We start from the raw sequence: 16,242 nt of genomic DNA, 5'->3' as shown, positions 1-16,242 counted from the left end.
CAGTTGTATCGACATGCAAGCGGCGGCGTGGCTGTCGACATTTCTTAACCGCGCCGTCACGACCCGCGCCGAACATCCCGCTCCGACAACAACAACGACGACGTGCGGCCGGCACGCGCGCCTCTCGGGAAGACCAGGAACCTCGACCGGTTCCGACAGGGAGACTTCGATGCGATCCATCCTGCTTCTGACCGCCGCGGCGGCCGGGCTCGTCCACACGACCGATGCCGGCGCCTTCGCCCAAGAGACCCACAAGCGCATCGCCATGGATGCGGTGCGCTACATGCAGCGCCACGCGGACACCACGCAGTACGCCAAGCTGCTGGCCGGCGTGACGCGCGCGGGCTACACGATCGAGCAGTTCACCGAGCAGCTCGGCCAGGGCGCCTACGACGTGGACGATTTCGCCGACACCTACCTGTGCGGCGCCATGACCGGTGACTGCGTGCTCGCGCCCGTCTGGGGCCTGGGCTCGGGCATCGTCAACTACACCTCCTACTGGCACTTCCAGAACCGCACGCAGGGTCCGGACGTGCACGGCAACGCCTTCGGCGGCTACAACTACGCCAAGCTCACGGTGAAGGGTGACATCGACGACCTTGCCGCCGCGTGGCTGGTCGGCGACCACCTGGACGACGGCAAGGGCGGCATGAAAGGCTGGTTCAGCGACGGCAGCAAGTACAACAGCTACGGGCTGACCGAGGCCAACTACCGCCAGGGCAGCAGCTCCACCGCCTCGATGTACGCGGACTTCGAGAAGGCGCCGTTCCAGCCCATCGACAACCTCGGCCAGTACTGGTGGTCGCAGTTCCTCGCGCGGCCCACGGTGCAAAGCCTGGGCTTCGTGATGCACACCACCGACCTGCTGCAGCCGCATCACACCTGGACGACGTCCGCGCTGAACCACTCCGGCTGGGAGACCTGGGTCAAGGACTACTACGACAGCGAGGCCCTGAACGACGACGCGCGCGTGACCGCCGCGCTGGCGAGCTACACGCCGCTGTCCGGGACGGCCACGGACATCCGGCCGCTGCTGCGCCAGGGCGGGGCGATCTCGTACAGCCGCGGGGGGCAGGTGTTGTCCTCCACCGATCACGGCGTGCGCCGCGATGTCGGGCGCGTCGTCGTGCCGCACGCCATCGCGATGGTGGTGCACCTGCTCAACCGCGCGGCCGAGCGGCTGTGAGGGCCGCGCTCCTCGCGGGCGCGGTGGGGCTGTCGTCGTTGGGGCTGGCGTTGGCGTTGCCGTTCGCGCTGGCGTTCCCGGCGATGGCGGCTCCGATCGCGCAGCCGTCCGCCGATTGGGTCGCGCGCGTGGGCAGTGAGCCGATCCCGCGGCGCCCGGCCGAGGCGCTGCTCGCGCTCGCGCGGCGCGAGCGGCCCGAGCTCACGCTGGGCGAGCTCACGCGTCACCTGGCGGTCGACCTGCTGATGGGCGACGCGGCCGCGCGCGAGGTCGGCGATGCCACGCTCTTCGCGAGCCGGCGCGTCGGTTTCCCGCCCGAGCTGGAGATCCGCCGCCAATGGCTCGTGACGCTGCAGGCGCTCTGGCCCGATCGGATCGACGCCGCGTGGCGTGCCGCCTCACCGGAGCTGCCGCTGAAGGTCGACGCGGCCGCGTGGCGCGCCGTGTGGCCCGACGCCGGCGCCTCGCGTCCCGGATCGAGCCTGCGCATGGACGACGCGCTGGACGCCGCGCAGCTGGCCGCGGCGTCGCGCGTGGTCGTGCAGCGGCATCGCGCTTTCGGTGGTGCCGGTGGCGCGGGCGTCGTGCCCGCTGGCGCGATCACGCTCGGCGACCTCTGGCCGCTGCAGAACGTGCAGGGCCGGCGCCTGCTGCGTGGTGGCGATCTCGACTTCGCCCGCGCGCAGGCTCGCCAGCTGCTGCGCGAGCGATTCGTCGAGCACTGGCTGCGGCGCGAGAGCGGCTGGCAGGCCGACGAACTCGACTTCGTGCACCGCGTGATCGAGGCGCGCCAGCGCAAGCTGGCGTGGCAGCGGTGGTCGGGCCTGAGCGCCGATCCGCACGGCGACGCGCCGCCGCGCGACGCGCTCGCCGCGGCCGTCAGCCCGGCCGACATCGAGCGCTACTACCGTGCCCATCAGGAACGCTTCGAGCGGCTGGAAGCCGTGGAGGCCCTGCATGTGCGCTGCCCCGCATCCGGCGAGGAACAGGGCGAGCCTCCGTCGGCTTGCGCGGCGCCCGCGAGCCTGCGCGGGCTCGCGGGCGCCGCGCCGTTGAACTGGCGATTGGGCGATGCCGAGCCGGACTCGGCGCTCGATGCCTGGGCGCGCGACCTGGCGCGCGCCTGGCCGGTGGGCCCGGCATCCCCGCCGATCCGTCATCCGGACGGCGCGGGCTGGGAACGCGTGCAGGTGCTGTCGACGCGGCGCGGCGTCTATCCGGTGGACAGCGAGACCGTGCGCCACGAGGCGCGGCAGGCGCTCGCGCTGGAGCGGCTGGACGCGCGCTGGCGGCAGCGGCAGAAGGACCTGCTCGACGCGGCCGGCCTGCGCTGGGCGCCCGGCGTGACGCCGCCGCGCACGCCCTTCGAGCCCCCATCGCCGATGGCGGCGGGAGACGCGCATGCGCACGCGCATTGATCGGGGCGTGGCCCGCGGCCGCATCGACCTGCGTCTCGCGCTCGCGTTGACGCTGGTGGGGGCATTGCTCGGCTGGGTCGCGACGGGCGGACCGCTGGATGCGTGGGACGCCGCTGAGGCCTCGCCGCGCGAGGCGCCCGCGGTGTCCTTGTCCGCGTCGGCCACAGCATTGCTTCGGAGCGAGGAGGGCGCTTCGGCGCCGTCTTCGGCGGGAGCGGCGAACGAGGCGGCGTCCGCGGCGAATGGCGCCGTGTCCGCAGTTGCGGCCTCCGCGCCCGGCGCGCCCGCTTCAGCGACCGGGGAAGTGCCGGCGGCATGGACCCTCGCGGAGGCCCGCACGGCGGGGGACGAGCGCACGCCGCCGCTTCAACGCGCTGCCGCCGAGGCGCAGACGCCAGCGTGGCAACTCGACGATCGCAACGCCTACGCGCGCCGCGAGCAGGACCGGCATCAGTCGGTGCAGCGCGCCTTCGTCGACGCAGCCGAGCGCGAATTGCCGCTCATCGATCAGCAGATCGAGCGGGGCCGGGCGATGGGACTGTCACCGGAGCAATTGGCGATCGGCGAGGAGAAACGCCGCCGCATCGCCGAGATGCAGGCCCGCATGCGCGCGTCGCTGGCCGCGAGCGGCGCGTCGCCCTGACCGAGGACGGCCGCGCGCTTCAGCTCAGGCGCCGGAAGCGCAGGTCCTCGATCAGCGTCTCGTCGCCCACGGCGGTGACGCGCTGTTGAACGACCTCGACACGGCCTTCGACGGCCAGCTGCTGGATCTCCTTGGCGGCGCTGTCGAAAACGAGCGGATGCTCCAGGCCGGAACCCGCATGCGGCAGATCCACGAGCTCCCCGGGCGAGGAGTCGAGGAACATGGTCATGGCGATTGAACTCATGCTGGACCTCACGAGCGAATGGGACAGGGCACTTTATGCGGCAGCGCAGCAGAGTCAAATGCTGTTTCCAAAGATCGCGGTCATGGGATTCGGCGATCGCACCGCCGGGCGTTCTGCACCGTCCTGAAGCGTCAAGGAACGAAAAAACGGGAGCCAATCTGGCTCCCGTTTCGGTCTTCTCGAAGTCGGCCGCATCGGCACCAGGGCCGGCAACCAACCTCCGGTGGATCACATCGCCAACGCGTTGCGCACCTTGAAGCGCGAGATCGCCTCGGTCAGGGCCACGGCCTGCTGGCGCAGGCTCTCGGCGGCGGCCGCGCTCTGCTCGACCAGGGCCGCGTTCTGCTGCGTGCCGCGGTCGATCGCGGCGACGGCCTCGTTGACCTGCACGATGCCGTGGGTCTGCTGCTCGGTGGAGGCGTTGATCTCGCCCATGAGGTCGGTGACCTTGCGCACCTGCGTGAGCACCGAGTCCATCGTGCGGCCGGCTTCCTGCACCTGCGCCGCGCCCACATCGACCTTCTCCACGCTGTCCGAGATCAGCGTCTTGATCTCCTTGGCGGCGTTGGCGCTGCGCTGCGCCAGCGCGCGCACCTCGCTGGCCACGACCGCGAAGCCGCGGCCCTGCTCGCCGGCCCGGGCCGCCTCGACAGCGGCATTCAGCGCGAGGATGTTGGTCTGGAAGGCGATGCCGTCGATGACGCCGATGATGTCGCCGATGCGCTTGCTGGAGCCGGTGATGGCCTCCATCGTCGTCATGACGCGGTGCACGACCTCACCGCCCTGGCCCGCGACCTGCGCCGCGGCATCCGCCAGGCCGGTGGCCTTGCGCGAGGACTCGGCGTTGACCTGCACGGTCTCGGTCATCTGCGCCATCGAGGAGGCGGTCTCCTGCAGCGCGCTGGCCTGCGACTCGGTGCGGCTGGACAGGTCCTGGTTGCCGCTGGCGATCTGCGTGGACGCCGTGGCGATGCCGTCCGCGGCCTGACGCACGTTCGTCACCATCGTGGAGAGGTTGCCGCTCATGGCCTTCAGCGCGGTCAGCAGCTGGCTGAGCTCGTCGCGGCCATCGACCTGGATGTCGTCGCGCAGGTCGCCATCGGCCACCGATTGCGCGACCTGGATCGCGCGGTTCAACGGCGCGGTCACCGCGCGGCTGATCAGCCAGCCGAGCAGGCCGGCGATCGCCGCGGACAGTACCGCCGTGGCGATCAGCAGGTTGCGGTCGGTCGTGAACAGCTCGCTCGCGGACCGCGTCTCCGCGGCGGAACGCTCGTCCTCGTAGCGGATGAAGTCGCCGGTGGCGGTCAGCAGCGCCGCCAGCAGCGGGCGGCATTCCGCGTTCATCTTGGTGACGGCCTCGTCGCGCTTGCCGTCGTTGGCCAGGCCCACGATGGCCAGGGCGACCTTGCCGTACTGCTCCTCGATGCCGGCGACCTTGTCGAACAGGGTGCGGTCCTGCGTGGTCGCGTCCTGCGCGCCCGCCAGGTGCTGCTTGAGCTTGCCCAGCGCCTGCTGGACGGCCTCATGCGACTTGGTGACCGCGTCCAGTTCCAGCGCGCGATCCTGCGGCGTGGTCACCAGCACGAGGTTGCGCGCGGCGATGGCGCGGGACTTGGCGGCGGACTGGAGGTCGATCACGAGGCGCTCTCGCGCCGCCACGCCCTGCAGATAGGTTTCCACGCGCGAGCTGGACTGGTTCAGCCAGTGCAGCGCCGCACCGGAGACGGCCGCCACGATGAGCGCCATCACACCGAAACCCGCCCACAGCTTGGTCTTGACCTTGAGGCCTGAGAAGTTCATTTGGTTTCCCCCTGATGGATGCTGGTGACGCCCGTCCTTGTGGTCGTTTCGCGTCCCAGAGTCATCTTCGGCGTTGCGGCGGGCTTTCTCAATGCGAGCCGCGCCGTTTCGCTTGAAGGGGGATCACCTACACCCCCGTAAGCCAGCGGGGAGGGAAAACCCTTGGCATGGGGTGGGGGCCGAAGCATCCGGCCCCGAAGGCGTCAGGCGCCGAAGGCATGCGCCAGGCCGGCGACCTCGCGCTCGAAGATCATCCGCTCGCGCCGCACCGCCTGCTGCGCCGGCCGCGAGAGCTCGAGGTAGAGCTCGAAATCGCGCATCAGACCGGCGGCGCCGGCGAAGACCTGATCGACCTGGTCGGGTTTGAAGTAGCACTCGTCGGGCAGCGCGTAATCGCGCGCGGCGCCCACATCCAGCGCGAAGACGCAGCAGTCGCGCATCAGCGCCTCGCGGGCGAGGCGATCCTTGCCGGGGAAGGTGCCGAGGTCGATGAACAGCTTGCTGCGCCCCAGCGCCTCATAGACCTGCGCGCGCGTCAGGCCGCGGATCAGGTGGACCTTGCAGCCGTTCTCGCGTTCCAGTCGCGCGGCGATCGCGCCCACGTCGTAGACCACCTTGTGGTTGGCATTGAGCGCGATGTCGGTCTTGGCGGCCGTCTCGAAGACGGGCTCGCCGGGCGCGGGCACCGGCTTGCCGGGCGTGTAGTCCGACAGCGGCAGCGTGCGCGTGCAGCCCAGCGCGCGGATCACGTCGCGCGCGTAGCCCGATTGGTAGGTGTGCAGCACCCGCTCGCTGCGCAGCAGGTTGAGGTTGATCTTGTTGACCGACAGGTATTCGAAGGCGTTGTCGATGCTCAGCCACCAGACCATCGGCGTGCAGGGCTGGAAGTAGCGCAGCCAGTGGACGTAGGTCTCGGCCAGGACGACGCAGGTGTCGGGCGTCATGGCGATCTCCTCGGCCAGGCGCACCTGGTACTTCTCGTAGTCGGCGATCGTGTTCGGGCGCGGCTGGAGCTTGAGCGCGGTGCCCGCGGTCAGGCCGTTGCGGCGGAACAGGTCGTCGATGGCCGGCAGGTCAGTCGGCAGCACGTACCAGACGCGCGCATCGTGGCCCTGGCGCAGCAGCGAGTCCGACAGCTGGTGCAGGGCTTCCGGACCGCCGGTCTGCACGCCATGGGGAATGAGGATGACGATCTGCTTCTTCGCGTTCATCAGGAGCTTTCGAGAGTGGCCAGGCGCGCCTGCAGCTTCTGCGCGGCCGCGGGCGACACCGCCTGGAAGCCGGGCATCAGGAAGCCGCTGCGCGTCTTGACGATCCGGTCGGAGAGGTGGTCCAGCAGGAAGTCGGGCATTTCCCGGTAGACCAGGGGCAGGTGGAAGATGCCGTGGAAACCGAAGGTCGGGAAGGGCACCGCAGGGAACTCCACCGAGAAGTGCTGCGCGATCGCCTTGGGCGCGAAGCGGCAGCCGGCGCGCTCCAGCGTCTCGCGCATGGTGCGGCAGATGAAGAGGTCCTCGGGCTCGGCCGGATCGGCGTAATCGAGCTGCGCCACCGCGTGCACCAGGCGCCGCGAGCGCCACGAGAAACCGCCGTTGCCGACCTCGTTGACCTCGTAGTTGGGCCAGGGCGCGCCGATGTAGTCGTAATGCAGGAAGTGCGGCGAGAACTGGTCGGCGTTGAGCACGAAGCCGTCGTACTGGATCACCAGCACGTGGTCGGCGCTCAGGTGATCGGCCAGCGTGCGCGTGATGATCTGGTTGTACTCGGTGATCGAGCGCAGCGTCGGCACCGGGATCACCGGCAGTCCGGGCCAGAGCTCGGGCTTGTCGGAGTAGATCAGCACCTGGCTGAACGCCAGCCCGTGCTGCTCCATCTGACGCATGCTGTGCAGCAGCGCCTGGCGCGCGAGCACATGCAGGTCGGTGTCGACGATGGCGACGGCGATGCTGGGCTTGCTCATCTCAGCGGCCTCTCACAGCAGGTCGAGCAGCTGCTTCGTGACGGTGCCCCACGAGAAGCGCTGCGCCAGCCGCTGGCGGGCCGCCTCGCGGCGCGCGGCCGGGGGCAGGCGCTGCTCCACGACCTGCAGCATGGCCTCGCGCAGGTCGTCGAGGTCCGGCACGACGAAGGCGCCCACCGGTTGCGGCGCGTCGGCGTCGGTGCCGGGGCGGCTGTGCAGGCGATGGCAGAGCTCGGGCGGCGTGAAGTCGTCGGTGGCGCCGCCGCCGCTGACGATCACATGCGTGCCGCAGCCCATGGCCTCGAGCACCGGCAGGTTGAAGCCTTCGGCGCGGTAGGGCGAGACGTAGGCGTCGGAGAGCGCGTACAGCGAGCGCAGCTGCGCCAGGTTCAGGCTGGTGGACAGCACCGAGATGCCGTCGCGCACCTGCGCCGAGTTGAGCTGCGGCGCGCGGCTGGCCATCTCCGCGAAGACGCGGTCCACGCCGATGCCGTACAGCCCCTGGTGGTCCTTGAGGATCAGCCGCACCGGCAGGCCCTGCAGGCGCAGTTCGGCGAAGGCCAGCAGGATCAGGTCGATGCCCTTGTTCCAGGTCGCCACGCCGACGTTGCTGAAGACGATCTCGTGCGGCTGCATGCCCAGCGCGGCCCGCGCGGCCTGGCGCTGCTCGGGCGTCATCGGCAGGAAGGTGTCGGTCTTGTAGCCGTGGGGCACGACCATGACCTTGTCGGCGTCAAAGCCGTAGTCCACCAGCCGGGCCTTGGACCAGCGCGTCGGCGTGATGACGAGGTCATCGCCCTGGGTGAGCGCGCTGGGCGGCATCTCGGGCGGATCGAAGCTCTTGCCCGACAGGCCGAACTCGGTGACGACGAAGGTGGCGTTGCGGCGCGCGGCGGCGGGGTCGCCCAGGCGGACCGGCGAGGCGATGCGCAGGCGCACGTCCATGACGCGGTCGCCGGGATCGGGCAGGGCGTCGATGATGGCGCGTTCCTCGGGCGCGAAACCCGAGTCCAGCTTGCTCTTGTCCCAATGGGGCATGAAGAACGGCGCGTCCTTGTGGAACAGCTCGAAGCGCGGGTCCTTCACCATCTCCAGGATCTGGTTCTGGTTGACCATCGCGATGGAGTGGTTCACCCCGCGCCAGCCCTCGATGCACAGTGTTTTCATCGGGCCATTGTGTCGCCCGCCGCGAAACGGCCATGCGCCGATAAGGGGGACAGGAGCGGTCTACTCCGCCAGGTCAGCGGACGAGCGCCCCCCCGCCCGCCATGTCTGCCATGTCCGCGTTCATGCCGACGGCCATCGCCGGGCCGGAGACGGCCGCCGCCGAGGTCTCCAGCGGCATCGCCAGCGGCGCCGCTGCCGTCGCGTCCAGCGAGAGCACCGCCCGGCCGCCGGACGCCATCTCGATGCGTCCGCCCACGGCCAGGCGGCCGCCGCCCAGCAGCCGGTCCGACCACGATCCGCCGCCGGCATTGGCCGATCCGCTGACGTCGAGCGAGGCGCCCGGCGCGCCGGACCGCAGGATGGGCTGGATGACGTTCAGGCCGGCGGGTTGCCAACTCGAGGAGGACTCGACCCGATCGGCGATCTGAGCCTGAAGCTCGGCGACACGGGCGTCGGCCGGGCGCGCGCGCTGCAGCACGGCCAGCCGATCCATGGCGTTGCCGATCGCCAGCGCGGCCTCGGGCGTCAGGCACTGTCGTTCCAGATAGAACCGGCCCGGTCCGGGATCCAGGTTCACCAGCTCGGTCATGAAGGCATCGAAACGCGCCTGACCATCCCGCGGGTGGCCGGCCGCATCGGGTTGGCCCAGGCGCTCGATCCAGCGCTCGCGCTGGGCATTCATCGCCTGGATGAAGTCGTCACGGACGCCGAACTCGCGGTGGCGGGCCGAGCGGTTCGGCAGGACCTGGCCATCCTGCGTGGCGATGCGCACCATGCCGGACCGCGACTGGAGCACCAGCTCGGTCTCCACGCCCACGCGGTACCGGCCAAGCGCGGCGATGTCGCGCCCGCCGATGACTGCCAGCGAGGGATGGGACACGCCCGCGCCAGCGCCCAGGCGCAGCGCGGTGCGGGAAGCGTGCTCGGTCTGCGCGGAGCGTGCCGCGCCGCCGGCATCGCGCGCCTGCTTGCGGTCCAGCAGCGTGTGCTTCAGGCCGACGCCGGCCGACGCGGACGCCCCCACGCCCGGAAACACCTGGATCGCGGCGGTGGCGTCCAGGCTGGCGGAGACGTCCACGGCGGTGGCGCGCCCCTCGTTCCAGCCGAAGGAGATGTCGCGGAAGTCCCCGAGGCGATCCACCACCTGGGACCACATCGCACCGCCCTGGGCCGGGCGTTGCGCCGCCGATTGATCGGCGATGTCGAAGATCGCGTTGACCGCCAGTTCGTTCATCCGCTTCCAGCCCTCGTTGCCCAGGCCCGTGGCGAGCGCCGGCGGCAGCGACTCGTGTTCGCGCCCGTCGGGGCGGGTGCGGATCATGAGCCCGCGCGACACCAGGTGCGACGCGCCCAGCCGCGCCATCGCCTGCGCCGAGACATTCAGCACCGGGCCGATCTGCGTGCCCGCGCGCACGCCGACGCCCGCCGAGCCGCTGACCTTGCGCTCGCTGCCGAGGTAGAGCACGCCGGTGTCGAGGGTGCCGCCGCGGAACACCGCGGTGCGGCTGCGCTCGGCGCTGACGTCGATCACGGGCGTGATGCCGGTGGACAGGCCGCCGATCCCCGCGACCGACACGCCGCCGTAGCCCGCGTTGAAACCGGCGGCATGTCGACGCCCATCGGTGTAGCTGCTGATGCCGCCGGCCGTCGTGGCGACGACGATCTGGCGCAGCAGCTCGCGGCGCTGCGCGGGCGAGGCGGCCTGGAAGGCGTCCTGGAGCACCTGCCGCTCGGCGGTCGGATCGATCGTCCGGCCGTCGGCGAGGAGGATCTTCGCCGAGCTCCCGATCGCGCCCGACTTGAGCAGCGTGGCCAGCGGCGACTTGTCCTTGCCGGCGAGGCGCCGGGCGAAGCGCAGGGGCAGGCTCAGCTGATGGCGTGTCGTGGGACGCTCGCCGTCGGGCGTCTTGCAGGCGAGGTCGATGTAGCGGACGAACTTGCGCAGGCGCTTGGCCATCAGGTGGAAGTCAGAGCCCTGACCGCTGACCGTGAAGCCGTTGCGCAGCGCGACGTAGGCGGGTTTGTACTCGCGCATCGCCTCGCCCTCCAGGTCGGCGGCGCGGCCCTGGTTGGCGGTCGCGTGGAGGAAGGCCTGCGCGGCCAGCGTCATCGGCAGCTCCGCTTCATGCGCACCGCCCGGTTGCCGGCGCGCGTTGCCGGTGCCCAGCCAGGTGGGATCCAGCAGGTCCAGCTGCCGGGGGTGGGCATCCAGCGCGTCGCGCACGTCGTCGCCGGACTGGGCGCCGCCGACGCGCAGGCCCTGCGCGATCAGCGCGTCCTCGGCCCGCAGGCCCAGCTTGTATTTCTCCAGCGCGACTTCCGCGCGCGGCCGCATCGGATCGCCGTCGGGGGGAAGGCGCAAGCCCTGCAAGGTCAGGAGGATGTCGAAACCACCCGCCGTCGCCGCCAGCGCTCGGCGGGCGGCGTTGGCCTGACGCTGGACTTCCATGCGCGCCGGCGTCTCGCCGGCGGGGCTCGCGATGGGATCGCGCGTCACGCCGGAGAGCGCTGGCGCGGGCGTCCGCAGCAGTTCCGCGAGCACCTCGCCGGCCCGGGCGCGGTCGGAGGTTGCCGTCTCCAGGACCGCCTCGAGCAACAGCGCGCGCTCAGGAGGCAACTCGGGCAGGGAGCTTCGAATCAGCTCCGCGATGGCAGGCGCCTGCTTCGGCACAGCAGCGGTTGACGACGCCAACGACCGGGCGGGCGGCTTCGTCAATTGCGCGGCCGTGGACCGCGCGGCGGCGCGGGCTTTCGCATCCGCGGCTTGCAAGGCCTTCGCGCTGGCCTTGGCGGTGGGCTTGAACAGCGCCGGGCGCTTGTCGGGCATCGGGGGCGGGTCACTCTTCACGTAGGTTCGGCTGAAGGGGCCGATGGTGCGCTCGTGGCGCGCCGGAGAGAGCCGCAGCCTCAGGTCCTGGAAGGGGCGGAGGAAACGTCGGAACAGCGAGGGCCGGCCGGTCACGCCGGAGGCCCCGGAATCGCCGCCCGTGGCCGAGGACGGCGACGACGAGGCGTCGTCGGTGGGGGCGGGCAGGGCGCCAGACGCGTCGTCGGTCGAGGCGGAAGGTTTGTCCGAGTCGGTGGGCGACGGAGTCGCCGGCGAGTCGGAAGGGCGTGAGGAGATCGTGAAGGCCATGGCGCGTTCCCGAGCCGGGACGACGCGCCGGCGTCACGGCTCCAGTCGGCCACCCGATCAGGGCGCGTGGCAGCCGATGAAGGGGAACAGTCCGGACGCCCTCAGAACGAGTTCATGCGACATCCCAGCCGCGAGTGAGCATTTGTCACACGCGCGTGCCCGCGATCCGATCGGCCACCGATCGGCCACGGGGCAGCGACCGGTCAGATCAAGGGCGCGTTGCCGCCTTGTTCCTCATCCAGGCGGCGCGCGGTCGCGTGGATCGCGCTCATCGCCGCGTGATGGACGGTGGCCTGCGTCGCATCGGTGAGCAGCGGCGTCGTGGCCGCCGCCGGGGCGGCGAGCAGGTCCTCGGTGCTGATCGCGGCCTTGGCCGTGGCGGTGTCCGCGGCCGCGGCGGCATCGCCCGCCTGGGCGTCGGTCGCCTTCGCGAACCAGACGTCGCCCATCGCGTGCGACACGCCGTCCGCGGTCTTGTAGCCGGAGATCAGACCGATCAGATTGCCGTGATCGATCGTTGAGCTGGACTGCGCGTTCAGGTCCAGCTCCACGATGCCGAGTTCCGCCAGCGTCTTGAGCTCGCCCGCGTCGGTCTTGCCGTTGCCGTTCGCGTCGGCCCAGAGCCGCAGCTGGCTGAAGCCCGCATCGTGCGCGTCGAGCCGGTGGTCGCCGTTGGCGTCCAGCGCCTGCATCGCCTCGTAGCCGTTGGCCGCGTGCCGGCCGTTGGCCAGCACCGTGCCGGTGCCGAAGAGCTCGGCGCCCGAGTCGATCTGCCCGTTGCCGTTCAGGTCGCGCGCCAGCAGCGCGTTGCCCTGCGCCATCCAGCCCCACTGCTGCGCGTGGCCGGTGTTGTTCATGTCGAAGCTCACGCCCTGCGCGGCGGAGACCGTGCCCAGCCCGTGCCCGTCGAGGTTGAGCATGATCGGCGTGGACAGGAACAGCGCATCGAGCTGCGCGCCCGACATCGCATGCAGCGCGTCCGTGGTGAAGGCCATCACCTGGTCCATCGACAGCGCCGCGAGGTCGCGGGTCTCGAAGCCGACGATGGCGTCGCTGCCGATCGCATGGATCTGATCGACCGTCAACGCCCGCGCCTGCTCGCGGCTGAGCGCGGTCAGGTCGTCGCTGGACATCGTCGAGAACGCCTCCGACGAGATCGCCATGATCTGCTGCGTCGTCAGCGCCGCGACCTGGCGGCTGTCCAGCGCCTCGATCGCGTCGGAGTTCATCGCCGCGAGCGCCTCGGTGTGCAGGCCGCGCAGCGTCTGCGTGCTCAGCGCGTGGACCTGGTCCGAGCCCAGCGCGGCGAACACGTCGGTGGACAGGGCGTTGAGCGTGGCCGTGCCCAGCGCGCGGAAAGCCGAGGAGCTCAGCGCCGCGTAGTCCTCGGTGCCGAAGCCCGCCAACTGCGCCGTGGTCATCTCGGCCAGCTGCAGGCTGGTCATCGCATGGACCTGGTCGGTGGACAGCGCGGCGAAGTCGCCGGCATCCATCACGCGGATCGCGCGACCGGGCAGCAGCGCGACGTCCTGGGCGTCCAGCGCGGCGATCTGGTCGCTGGTCCAGGCCAGCACCTGCACGTTGGTCAGCCCCAGGATCTGGGCCGTGCCCAGTGCCTGGATCTGTTCGGTGTTCATGGCCGCGGCCTGCTGGTAGGTCAGCGAGCCCACCTGATCGGGGCGCAGCGCCGCGACCTGATCCACGCTCAGCCAGGCGATCTGGTCCGAGCCCATCGCCTTGAGGGCCGTTGTGTGCAGCACGGCCAGGTCCTGCGTCTCCAGCGCGCCGATCTGCGTCGCGTCCAGCGCCGCGAGCTGCGACGAGCGCAGCGCCGCGAACTGCAGCGTGGTCAGCGCGGCCAGCGCCGTCGGGTCCATCGCGGCGATCTGCAGCGAGCTCAGCGCCGCGATCTGCCGGGCGGACAGGGCCCCGATCTGATCGAGGTCCAGTGAGCCGAACTGCGAGCTGCTCAGGCCCAGCAGCGCCTGCGAGCCGAGGTTGGCGAGCTGCTCGGTGCTCAGCCGGTCGATCTGATCGGCGGTGAGCCCGGCCAGTTGCCGCGAGCTCAGCGCCGCGAGCTGCGCGTTGCTCAGCGAGGCGATGCTGTCGCCGTTGAGCGCGCCCAGCTGCACCGAGCTCCAGCCCGCGAGCGCCCGCGTGTTCAGGCCGATGACGTCCTGGAACTCCAGCTGACTGATCTGGTCCGTGCTCATCGCCGCGAGCTGGCGCGAGGAGAACACCGCGAACTGCGTCGAGTCCAGCGCGTTGAGGTCGGCCTGCTCCAGCGCCGCGAGCTGCGTCGTCGTCAGCGAGGCGACCTGGTTGGTGCGAAGCGCCGCGAACTGGTCAGGCACCAGCGCGTTGAGCTGGTCCGTCGTGAAGGCCTGCATCGCCTGGATCGACAGGCCGCGCACGCCGTCGGTGGAGATCGCGTCGATCTGCGAGGGATCCAGCGCGGCGATCTGCGCCGTGCTCAGCTGCGCGGTCTGGGCGCTGCCGAAGGCGCCGACCTGCTCGCGGCTGAGCAGGTGGATCTGCTCGCTGCCCAGCACGCCGAGGTAGACCGGCTTGATCGCGGCGAGCATCTCCGGCGCCAGCAGGCCGATCTCGTCGCTGGAGATCGCGGCGATCTGGAAGGAAGTCAGCGCGGCGAAATGCGCGGTGCCCAGCGCGTTGAGCGTGTCGTGGTCCAGCGAGCGGACCTGCGCCGTGCTCAGCGCGGCGAGCTGGCCGTCGCGCAGCGTAGCCACGCCCGTGGGCCCCAGCGCGTCGAGCTGGTCCGCGCTCAGGCCGCGGATGGCCAGCGTCGTGATCGCCTGCAAGGCCTGCGGCGTCAGCACCTGCAACTGCCCGGCGGTCAGCGCGCCCACCTGCAACGCGGTCAGCACCTGCGCCTGCGCGGTGCTGAAGGCGGCCACCATGTTCACGTCCAGCGCCTGCACCTGCGCGCTGCTCAGCGAGCGGATCACCGAGGCATTGAGCGCGCCGAAGTCCTCGGGCTCGAGCTGGGCGACCTGCTCCGTGGTCAGGCCGCGGAACTGCGCCGAGCTGAACGCCGCGAACTGCTGCGAGCTCAGCGCGTTGAGGTCCTCGGGCGACATCGCCGAGAGCTGCGCCGTTGTCAGCGCGCGGATCTGGCCGCTGGTCAGCGCCTGCAGCTGCGCCGTGCCGAGCACGTCGAGCTGATGGTCCGTCAGCGTGGCGATCACGCGGGTGGACAGCGCCTGGATCGCGCCGGTGCCCAGCGCGCCGAGCTGTTCGTCGCTGAGGTCGCGCAGCTGCTGCGTGGTCAGCGCGCCGGTCTGCGCGCCGCTCAGCACCGCGAGCTGGTCCGAGCTCAGCGAGGCGAGCTGCGCCGGCGTCATGCCGCGCAGCGTCGTGCTGCTCAGCGCCGCCAGGTCCTCGGTGCTCAGCGACTGGAACTGCGCCGCGGTCAGCGATTGCAGCTGCTTGGAGTTCAAGGCCGCGATCTGTCCGGTGGACAGCGCGGCGAGGTCGTCGCTGTCGAAGGCGGCGAGCTGGCGCGTGGTCAGCATCGCGATCTGCACCGTCTTGAGCGCGCCGAGCTGCTCGGCGCTCATCGCGCCCAGCACCTCCGGCTTCAGGCCCACCAGCGCGCTGCTGCTCATCAGCCGCAGCTCATCGGTGCTGAACGCGGGGAGCTGGTCGCTGGTCAGGCCGATCAGCTGCGTGGAGGTCAGGCTCTGGACCTGGCGCGAGGACAGCGCATCGACCTGGTCCGAGGACAACACGCCCAGCTGCTGCGAGTTCAGCGCGCGCAGGCCCTTGGTGCCGATGGCGGCGAGGTCCTCGCCCTCCAGCGCGGCGACCTGCGTGGTGCTCAGCGACTTGATCTGCAGCGTGTTCAGCGCGCCGGCCTGCTCGGTCGTGAGCGCGACCAGCGCGTCGGTGGACAGCGTGCGGAACTGTTGACTGGTGAGCGCGGCGACCTGCTTGCTGTCCAGCGCCTGCACGGCGTCGGAGCTCAGCTGCGACACGGCCGTCGTGGTCAGGCCGCGCACCGCGCCGGTGGTCAGCGCCTGCAGCGATTCGGTCTGCAGCGCGCTGAGCTGGTCGCCGCTCAGGCCCTTGGTCTGGTTGCCGCGCAGCGCGCCGATCTGCTGGGTGCTGAACGCGTTGAGCTGGTCCGCGCTGAGCGCGCCCAGCTGCGACGTGTTGAGCACCTGCATCGTGGCGGTGCTGAAGACGGTGACTTCCTCGGTCGTGAGCAGGCCGATCTGCTGCGTGGCCAGCCCGCGCACCTGCACCGACGACAGCGCCGCGATCTGCGCGGTGTCCAGCGCGGAGAACTGGTCGCTGTCCAGGCGGCGCAACCGGTCCACCGTCAGCGCGGGGATCTGCGTCGTCGTCAGCGCGTGGATCTGGTCGGGCGTGAACGCCGCGACCGAGGCCGTGGTCAGCGTGCGGATCGCCCCGGTGTTGATCGCCTGGACGTCCTGCAGCTCCATCGCCGAGAGCTGTCCGGAGGCCAGCGCGTTGAGCTGGCGCGCGGTCAGCGCATGGACCTGCGTTGTGGTCAGCGCCACCACCTGGTCGGCGGTCAGCAAGGCCCACTCCGACCCCGTCAGCGTGGCGAGCTGCGCGGTGGTGAGCGCTGCGATCTCCTCGGGAGTGAGCGAACCGACGTCGAAAGTGGCCATGGGCAGGGAGGGTACTTCTGAAAC

11 protein-coding genes are annotated in these 16,242 nt (G+C 70.9%); 4 read left to right on the top strand and 7 right to left on the bottom strand.

Annotated features, from left to right (window positions below):
* The first annotated feature begins 169 nt into the window (after positions 1–169).
* The 3 genes from ACNI65_RS10970 to ACNI65_RS10960 are packed head-to-tail and all read left to right on the top strand — an operon-like array spanning position 170 to position 3,247.
* A complete protein-coding gene (locus ACNI65_RS10970) occupies positions 170–1,186 on the top strand; it encodes a phospholipase (protein ID WP_416763015.1) in 1,017 nt (338 codons plus the stop codon).
* Positions 1,183–2,604, top strand: coding sequence for a hypothetical protein (locus ACNI65_RS10965; RefSeq protein WP_416763014.1), 1,422 nt, complete (start codon positions 1,183–1,185; stop codon positions 2,602–2,604). Before ACNI65_RS10970 ends, ACNI65_RS10965 begins: the two co-directional genes overlap by 4 nt.
* Complete coding sequence (locus ACNI65_RS10960) at positions 2,588–3,247, top strand: hypothetical protein (protein WP_416763012.1); 660 nt, start codon at positions 2,588–2,590, stop codon at positions 3,245–3,247. The genes ACNI65_RS10965 and ACNI65_RS10960 overlap by 17 nt, the downstream gene beginning before the upstream one ends.
* Positions 3,248–3,266: 19 nt before the next feature.
* Here the strand turns inward: ACNI65_RS10960 and ACNI65_RS10955 are convergent, their stop codons facing one another.
* The gene (locus tag ACNI65_RS10955; protein ID WP_416763011.1) at positions 3,267–3,476 is read right to left on the bottom strand and encodes a hypothetical protein; all 210 of its coding nucleotides are present in this window, start codon (positions 3,474–3,476) and stop codon (positions 3,267–3,269) included.
* Between ACNI65_RS10955 and ACNI65_RS10950 the strand changes: the two genes are divergently transcribed.
* A complete protein-coding gene (locus ACNI65_RS10950; protein WP_416763009.1) occupies positions 3,475–3,618 on the top strand; it encodes a hypothetical protein in 144 nt (47 codons plus the stop codon). The genes ACNI65_RS10955 and ACNI65_RS10950 overlap by 2 nt on opposite strands.
* Positions 3,619–3,719: 101 nt before the next feature.
* Here ACNI65_RS10950 and ACNI65_RS10945 read toward each other — a convergent pair whose 3' ends face one another.
* The 6 genes from ACNI65_RS10945 to ACNI65_RS10920 form a co-directional block, all read right to left on the bottom strand.
* Positions 3,720–5,294, bottom strand: a complete 1,575-nt coding sequence (locus ACNI65_RS10945) for a methyl-accepting chemotaxis protein (protein WP_416763007.1) — start codon at positions 5,292–5,294, stop codon at positions 3,720–3,722.
* 203 nt (positions 5,295–5,497) lie between these two features.
* Positions 5,498–6,505: a hypothetical protein gene (locus ACNI65_RS10940; protein ID WP_416763005.1), complete on the bottom strand. Its 1,008-nt coding sequence runs from the start codon at positions 6,503–6,505 to the stop codon at positions 5,498–5,500.
* A complete protein-coding gene (locus ACNI65_RS10935; protein ID WP_416763004.1) occupies positions 6,505–7,254 on the bottom strand; it encodes a DUF5672 family protein in 750 nt (249 codons plus the stop codon). Before ACNI65_RS10935 ends, ACNI65_RS10940 begins: the two co-directional genes overlap by 1 nt.
* Before the next feature lie 12 nt (positions 7,255–7,266).
* Complete coding sequence (locus ACNI65_RS10930; RefSeq protein WP_416763003.1) at positions 7,267–8,421, bottom strand: glycosyltransferase; 1,155 nt, start codon at positions 8,419–8,421, stop codon at positions 7,267–7,269.
* A gap of 73 nt (positions 8,422–8,494) precedes the next feature.
* On the bottom strand, positions 8,495–11,557 hold the full coding sequence (locus ACNI65_RS10925; protein WP_416763001.1) for a hypothetical protein: 3,063 nt from the start codon (positions 11,555–11,557) through the stop codon (positions 8,495–8,497).
* Positions 11,558–11,760: 203 nt separating this feature from the next.
* A complete protein-coding gene (locus tag ACNI65_RS10920; protein ID WP_416763000.1) occupies positions 11,761–16,218 on the bottom strand; it encodes a hypothetical protein in 4,458 nt (1,485 codons plus the stop codon).
* Between the last annotated feature and the right edge of the window lie 24 nt (positions 16,219–16,242).

It is taken from the genome of Roseateles sp. So40a (genome assembly GCF_048081605.1).
Taxonomy (GTDB): domain Bacteria; phylum Pseudomonadota; class Gammaproteobacteria; order Burkholderiales; family Burkholderiaceae_C; genus Roseateles.
This window is presented reverse-complemented; position numbering and strand designations above follow the sequence as displayed.

Coding starts and splice junctions, on each gene's coding strand:
- ACNI65_RS10970 (WP_416763015.1), top strand. CDS start 170: ATGCGATCCATCCTGCTTCTGACCGCCGCGGCGGCCGGGCTCGTCCAC.
- ACNI65_RS10960 (WP_416763012.1), top strand. CDS start 2,588: ATGCGCACGCGCATTGATCGGGGCGTGGCCCGCGGCCGCATCGACCTG.
- ACNI65_RS10950 (WP_416763009.1), top strand. CDS start 3,475: ATGGCGATTGAACTCATGCTGGACCTCACGAGCGAATGGGACAGGGCA.
- ACNI65_RS10955 (WP_416763011.1), bottom strand. CDS start 3,476: ATGACCATGTTCCTCGACTCCTCGCCCGGGGAGCTCGTGGATCTGCCG.
- ACNI65_RS10945 (WP_416763007.1), bottom strand. CDS start 5,294: ATGAACTTCTCAGGCCTCAAGGTCAAGACCAAGCTGTGGGCGGGTTTC.
- ACNI65_RS10940 (WP_416763005.1), bottom strand. CDS start 6,505: ATGAACGCGAAGAAGCAGATCGTCATCCTCATTCCCCATGGCGTGCAG.
- ACNI65_RS10935 (WP_416763004.1), bottom strand. CDS start 7,254: ATGAGCAAGCCCAGCATCGCCGTCGCCATCGTCGACACCGACCTGCAT.
- ACNI65_RS10930 (WP_416763003.1), bottom strand. CDS start 8,421: ATGAAAACACTGTGCATCGAGGGCTGGCGCGGGGTGAACCACTCCATC.
- ACNI65_RS10925 (WP_416763001.1), bottom strand. CDS start 11,557: ATGGCCTTCACGATCTCCTCACGCCCTTCCGACTCGCCGGCGACTCCG.
- ACNI65_RS10920 (WP_416763000.1), bottom strand. CDS start 16,218: ATGGCCACTTTCGACGTCGGTTCGCTCACTCCCGAGGAGATCGCAGCG.